The organism is Chamaesiphon sp. OTE_20_metabat_361 (assembly GCF_031364565.1).
Genome location: NZ_JANLWO010000209.1, coordinates 1 through 6,626, shown reverse-complemented (window position 1 = coordinate 6,626; position 6,626 = coordinate 1). Strand labels below are relative to the sequence as shown.

Here is a 6,626-nt window from a genome sequence, read left to right as displayed (position 1 = left end):
CCGACTTCGGGGATCGGCGAAAAATTACAGCAGGTGGGGGGCACCTTGACGGGAGTATTGGATCGGATGGAGGATCGAGGTTTGGTGCGGCGCGAACGCGATCGTCAAGATCGGCGGATCTGTCGGATTTGGTTGACGGATGCGGGGCGAGAGTTGGAGCGAGTCTTGCCGCAACTAGTAGCAGACATGCACGAGGAGACTTGGCTGGATGTCTCGGCAACCGAACGCGCCCAGTTTTCCCAAATCCTCGATCGAGCTATTGCTAATCTCAGTTGAGGATACCTCGATTGCGAAACCAAGTTCATCCTATTGACAGAAGTGGCTGAGGCGTGAGTCTGTCATAATACTACGCATGTGAACTATTTATTTATCTTTATGTTACCGATCCATTGATGCGGGTGAGATTGGCAAACTGTTATTTTTTAATGAGATCGAACGATGCAAAGCACAATTGTCAGTGACGAGAAAAATGGCTACGAGTCAAACAAAATTATTGTCTCCGAACAAGAACTGACTACAGATCGCCACAGCCTGAAGGAACGCAGCCCAGATGTGGCATTAGACAAAGTACCATCGCCAGATGTCGCAGGCGGCGCACCAGTAGAGCATCCGCCCGCGCCGAAAAAGAAAAAGCCGATCGCACTGATTTTAGCTGGCTTAGGAGTTGGGGCGATCGCGGCAAGTATTTCTGGATATCGTTATTTGCAATTTGCCTCTAGTCATCAGACGACAGATAATGCCACAGTCGCTGGGCACATTCACCAAATTAGTAGCAAGATTGGCGGTACCGTTACCAATGTCCTCGTCACTGATAACCAGCAAGTTCAACCCGGACAACTGCTCGTTAAGCTCGACCCCAAAGACTACGAAAACAAGGTACAGCAAGCTCAAGCTGCACTAGAAGCAGCACGGAAGCAGGCGAGTGCCGCTCAAGCAAACATCGAGCTAGCATCCCAAACTACCACGGGTAAGACTAGTCAAGCCAAAGGTGATGTCAGCACCGCGCAAGCCGGAATCGCCACCGCGCAAGCCGTCGTGCGCGAAGCCCAGTCGGGCATCCCCGCCGCTCAAGCCGCCGTTACCGAAGCACAGGCTGGTATCCCCCTAGCGCAAGCTCAGGTCGCTCAAGCCGATGCCAATTTACAAAAAACACAAACTGATTACAATAGATACAACACATTGTATCGTCAAGGTGCTGTTGCCAGTCAGCAATTAGATACTGCCAGAGCTGCCTATGCCGTGGCTCAAGCGCAAAAAACCTCGGCACTCCAAGGTGTACAACAAGCGCAAGCACGCCTAGCCTCCGCTAAAGTCGGCGTCGCCAAAGCCCAATCCCAACTAGCACAAGCCCAAGAAGGCATCACCAGCGCCCAAGCCAAACTAGCGGCATCGCGTGGGGGATTGCAACAAGCGACCGCCAGCGGACAACAGACCGCCGTCAGCCGCAGCCAGTACGCCGCCGCTCAGTCCGCGATCGCCCAATCCCAAGCCGCCCTCAAGGATGCTCAATTGCAGCTTTCCTACATCAATATCACTTCGGCTACAGCAGGACGGATCGGTCGTAAAAACGTGGAAGTTGGCAACCGCATTCAAGCCGGATCGCCGCTAATGGCAGTTGTCGATAATGACTATTGGGTAGTTGCCAACTTTAAAGAAACGCAACTGGATAAAATGAAGCCTAAACAGGTGGTAGAAGTCAAGCTCGATGCTTTCCCGAGTCATCCGTTCAAGGGGTATGTCGATAGTGTTGCACCAGCCTCTGGAGCGCAATTTTCGCTGTTACCGCCCGATAATGCGACGGGTAACTTTACCAAGATCGTCCAACGGATTCCCGTCAAAATTAGTTTAGATTCCCAAAGTATCAAGGGGTATGAAACGCGAATTACGCCTGGAATGTCGGCTGAAGTTAGCGTTGAAATCCAGTAGCGAGTAACGAGGATTCGATCGGGCAGTTCTCAGAGGATGTTTGAAAAGTCTGAGATAGCACTCGTAAACCCTGGAAAATCCCCCCTCACCCCCCTTTTTAAGGGAGGAACCAGATTCTTAGCCCCCTTTTTAAGGGGGTTTGGGGGATTTAGATCTACAAACGAAGTCAATCAGACTTTTTAAACACCCTCTCAATAGATACCCGACTTTTTGAAGAAGTCGGGTATCTGCCCTCACTAGAGATTCACATGTATCGATCGATCTATTTAACATGCAACTAACAGCATCCAAATTTTTACCACCAGCACTGCGATCGCGAAACTATCGGCTGTTTTTTGCAGGGCAAGGGATATCGCTAATCGGCTCGTGGATGACCCAACTGGCTACAGTGTGGCTGGTTTATCACATTACTAGTTCGCCGTTAATGTTGGGCGTGGTGGGATTTACCAGCCAAATTCCCAACTTTATCTTGACACCTTTTGGTGGAGTATTAGTCGATCGCTTCCCGCGCCATCGAATCTTGTTGACGACGCAAGTGTTAGCCATGTTGCAATCATTATCATTAGCAGCTTTGGCATTAACTAATAACATTAATATCGAATTAATTTTAGTTTTAAGCTTTATTCAGGGTGTGATTAGTGCCGCAGATGCCCCAGCGCGGCAAGCCTTTGTGACTGAGCTGGTCGATCGCCCGGAAGATTTGGCAAATGCGATTGCGATTAACTCAACGATGTTTAATGGCGCGCGCTTAATCGGCCCTGCGATCGGGGGGTTATTAATTGCTAGAGTTGGGGAAGCTTATTGTTTTTTGATTGACGGGGTTAGTTATATTGCGGTGATTGCAGCATTACTAGCGATGCGCTTTCAACCCAAGAAAATGCCCAAAATTGCTGGTAGTCCACTCCAACGAATTAAAGAAGGTTTTATCTATGCCTTTGAATGCCCGCCGATTCGAGCGATTTTATTGTTATCGGCTTTAGTGAGCTTGATGGGGATGCAGTATACAGTCCTCGTCCCAGTTTTTGCCGATAAAGTTCTCAATGGTAACGCGCAGACATTAGGATTTTTGATGGCAGCTTCGGGCGTGGGTGCTGTCTTTGGTGGTGTTTATTTAGCTACACGCACAACGGTAGTTGGCTTGGGTAAATTGATTATTCTCGGGCCAGCATTACTCGGGATTGGCTTGATTACTTTTTCCTGCTCGCGGCATTTACCACTGTCCTTGCTGGCGATGTTGACGATCGGTTTAGGGATAATTTTACAGGTTGCCTCTGGCAATACAGTGCTTCAGACGATTATCGATGATGATAAACGCGGACGCGTGATGAGCTTATATACCATGTCATTTTTGGGCATGGTGCCATTCGGTAATCTCTTGGGTGGATCGATCGCCGATCGCATTGGCGCTCCCAATACACTAGCGATTGCGGGGATTGCTTGTCTGCTGGGTTCGCTGTTTTTTAGCCGTCAATTACCAGCATTAAAGAAGATCGTCCATGCGATTTACGTGCGAAAAGGTATTTTACCTGCTTAAAGTTGTGTTACTCAGTATTGCGGTGACAATTAACATCTGGAGTTAAGACTGTGGCAAATTGCTGCTTTAGGCACTTTATTGACTCAAAGAGAACAGTTTCACTCCAATCGCTTAGGCGATAATGTATCGATCTACAATCTGGCGACTCAGCAACGGATCGATGAATTGACCCAACTATCGATCGGTAGAGGTAGCGACGCACTGACCGCCCAAGCTCGGGCTGATAATTCGATCGCGAGTACGATCATCTTATTTTTTAAGAAACTTAAAGGAGCTGGAGCTGCTGGGGGTCATTGATTTGACGATCGCAATTTAGTAGTACGATATCTGTCTATCGGTAGAGCCATAAATCAGAGCGAGTGTGTATAAATGAATTGTATAAACCGATTGCAAATAGATAGTAAGGAGCGAAAACAAATCTCTAAATTACTATCATTGAAATATCAAAATTTAACCACATAAAATATGTTACAAATATTAGAAACTTGGACTAATATATTAGATTTTTTGGGACAAGCTTGGTGGGTAGAAGTTTTAACACTTCAGCCAAAATGTACCTACTATTTCGGCCCTTTTGCCGATCGCCAACAGGCCAGCTACGCACTCCAAGGCTACATTGAAGACTTAGAGTCCGAATCAGCTCAAGTTCTACATACCAAGATCGAGCGGTGTAAACCCGCGCAATTAACAATTTTGGAAGACGCCCCTGCATGAATAATAGTGAATACTGAAGAAGTGCTGCTGTTGACAAATGTCAATTCGTATTTTTGCTAACCTTTATTTGAAATAGCGATCGTGCAAAAAATCACCAGATCGCGATCGCCTTTTTTAATTGTTTTAGACTTAGTGTTCCTCTCGATCGATACTCATCTCGATTAAATTTTCCAGCACGTAACTATGTTGAATATCGAAGAAATGCGGCAAGATGAAATTCACGAATTACTACACAAAACTGGTTACGGTCATTTAGGATTTATCGATGCAGGCAAACCGCAAGTGATGGCAATTCATTATTATCTCCACGATACAGATATTTATCTGCTGACAACTGCAAAAATGAAGCATCATCAATTAGATGCAAATCCCGAAATTTGTCTGCAAGTTGAAGAAATTCACAGTCCCTTACAATGGCGAAGTGTGGTTGTCTCTGGTAGGGCTGAATGCCTGAGTGTCGAACCAGATATCGTTGGCGTAGCCTCTCGGAACGAGAATCGAGCCATCAAATATATCAAGCAGCGCAATCCGGCTTTTTCACCAGCTAGTAATCGGACGTGGATCGATTCTTGGGGACATGGCGAAGCAATTGCCATCTATCGGATCGAACGCGAACATATGAGCGGACGTGCCACAGATGGAGTTAGTACTCAAAATATGCACAGCCTAACTAATTAGACAGATCTCAATCTCTATCGATCGATAGAGCAATCGCCTTTAAATGCAACTGTCTGCCAGAATTTTAGCACCTCATCCTCAATCGGCGATCGGGTACGAGCGATATCTCTATCTGTGGGCAGAGAGAATAATTGAGACAGATTGTTTACGATCGTCATGTTGAACTAGCAAAATTTATTTAGAGGCAGAATTTCATGAGCGACCTAATTGTTGTCGGTTTTAAAGACGAGTTTAAAGCAGATGAGGTGATGAATGAACTCCGCAAACTCCAATCCCAATATTTAGTTGACTTAGAAGATGCCGCTGTAGTCGTCAGAAATCAAGAAGGCAAAGTCAAAATCAAACAAGCTCAAGAACTCGTAGCTGCTGGTGCAGTGAGCGGTAGCTACTGGGGAGTCTTACTGAGTGTGATTTTCTTCAATCCTATTTTTGCACTGGTTGGTGCGGCGGCTGGTGCCCTCTCCGGCGCACTCAGCGATATCGGTATCGATGACAACTTCATGCGCGATCTTGGCAGCACGATCGAACCGGGAACTTCGGCAATCTTTGTTTTAGTTCGCAAATCTACACCCGATCGCGTATTAGAAGATCTCAGCAAGTTCGAGGGCAAAGTTTTACGGACTTCATTATCTAAAGAAGACGAAGCCAAGCTGCAAGAGGCATTATCGTCCAAAACTCCTGCAACTGTCTAGCATAGTAAGACCTAATATTCAAAGTGGGGGTAATCCATTGATTATCCCCATCTTGAATATTGAGGAGCGCGTAACTCATACCAAATTAAGTTTACCAGACGACAGATCGACTCCTCCCCTTTATAAGGGGAGGTTGGGTGGGGTAAAGATCTGTCGCTTTAACTCTTTAAATTGGTATCACCATCTCTACAAGGATCGCCGCAAATCAGCACGATCGATCGCCAGTCTGCTCGGTTACATCGACTGCATCGATCGCCTCGCTATTTCGCAAATTTGGCAATCGAAATATCTAGTCCCATAATAGTAAAGGTTTTAACCATTCTCTCTCTAATGGTACGTTAGAGATCGGCAGATAGATGGATGATTATTTCAAGATAAATTTATATATTTATAAGTAATTAACTGTTGGTAATCTCACCAAAAGGACTCGAATAATCATGGCCCTTCATAAGATTAAAGACTTCGATCCAGAATATAGCAAGCACTTTGACGATCGCGATGTCAAAGGGATGGATCTCTATGTATCAGACGAAAAAATTGGTTCTGTAGATGACATCTTAGTAGATGATGACGGACAATTTCGGTATTTGGCAATTAGTACTGGTGGCTGGATTTCAGGTAAAACGGTATTATTGCCGATCGGTCGCGCTCAGATCGACTACGATAAAAAACGTGTTTACGCTCAAAATCTTACCAAAGCGCAGGTTGAAGCTCTCCCAGAATTGACTGAGGAAACGTCAGTCGATTACGATCATGAGGAAAGCGTGCGGGGCGTTTATCGGTCTACCATGCCCGGTGCTACAGCCACAGCACCCGAGATGGGTGTCGGCTATACTAGTGCAACGATGCCAGCCAGCACTCATGACGAACCCATGCTCGGCGTCGAAGACGAGTATCTAGAGCCACAAGGTGCGATGAAGTACGATCGCGATACCTACTCTCACGATCGAGAACCGGATCTGTATGAGATGAAGGAGGATACACATCCTAGCTTCAAGCTCTATCAAGAGCGCTTAGTTGCCAGCAAAACCCGTCAGAAAACTGGCAATGCTGTCATTAACAAGCGGGTCGAAACTGAAACC

The 6,626-nt window shown here is 46.3% G+C and carries 8 protein-coding genes; all 8 read left to right on the top strand.

Going from position 1 to position 6,626, the window contains the following annotated elements; translation table 11 throughout:
- Positions 1-276, top strand: a 276-nt coding sequence (locus RMO35_RS05885) for a MarR family winged helix-turn-helix transcriptional regulator (RefSeq protein WP_309739273.1), incomplete at its 5' end; no start/stop codon positions are given.
- Between the two features lie 162 nt (positions 277-438).
- Positions 439-1,926: an HlyD family secretion protein gene (locus RMO35_RS05880; RefSeq protein ID WP_309739271.1), complete on the top strand. Its 1,488-nt coding sequence runs from the start codon at positions 439-441 to the stop codon at positions 1,924-1,926.
- 271 nt (positions 1,927-2,197) lie between these two features.
- Complete coding sequence (locus tag RMO35_RS05875) at positions 2,198-3,460, top strand: MFS transporter (protein WP_309739268.1); 1,263 nt, start codon at positions 2,198-2,200, stop codon at positions 3,458-3,460.
- Positions 3,461-3,538: 78 nt separating this feature from the next.
- Complete coding sequence (locus tag RMO35_RS05870; protein WP_309739266.1) at positions 3,539-3,757, top strand: hypothetical protein; 219 nt, start codon at positions 3,539-3,541, stop codon at positions 3,755-3,757.
- 168 nt (positions 3,758-3,925) lie between these two features.
- Complete coding sequence (locus RMO35_RS05865; RefSeq protein ID WP_309739264.1) at positions 3,926-4,174, top strand: DUF1816 domain-containing protein; 249 nt, start codon at positions 3,926-3,928, stop codon at positions 4,172-4,174.
- A gap of 183 nt (positions 4,175-4,357) precedes the next feature.
- Positions 4,358-4,852, top strand: coding sequence for a pyridoxamine 5'-phosphate oxidase family protein (locus tag RMO35_RS05860; RefSeq protein WP_309739262.1), 495 nt, complete (start codon positions 4,358-4,360; stop codon positions 4,850-4,852).
- A gap of 194 nt (positions 4,853-5,046) precedes the next feature.
- Positions 5,047-5,544, top strand: coding sequence for a DUF1269 domain-containing protein (locus RMO35_RS05855; RefSeq protein WP_309739260.1), 498 nt, complete (start codon positions 5,047-5,049; stop codon positions 5,542-5,544).
- Between the two features lie 437 nt (positions 5,545-5,981).
- Positions 5,982-6,626 (top strand): PRC-barrel domain-containing protein (locus tag RMO35_RS05850; protein ID WP_309739258.1); only part of this gene is annotated, 645 nt, incomplete at its 3' end.

Bases quoted from the DNA above. Each gene is read 5' to 3' on its own strand.
- RMO35_RS05880 (WP_309739271.1), top strand. From the start codon at position 439: ATGCAAAGCACAATTGTCAGTGACGAGAAAAATGGCTACGAGTCAAAC.
- RMO35_RS05875 (WP_309739268.1), top strand. From the start codon at position 2,198: ATGCAACTAACAGCATCCAAATTTTTACCACCAGCACTGCGATCGCGA.
- RMO35_RS05865 (WP_309739264.1), top strand. From the start codon at position 3,926: ATGTTACAAATATTAGAAACTTGGACTAATATATTAGATTTTTTGGGA.
- RMO35_RS05860 (WP_309739262.1), top strand. From the start codon at position 4,358: ATGTTGAATATCGAAGAAATGCGGCAAGATGAAATTCACGAATTACTA.
- RMO35_RS05855 (WP_309739260.1), top strand. From the start codon at position 5,047: ATGAGCGACCTAATTGTTGTCGGTTTTAAAGACGAGTTTAAAGCAGAT.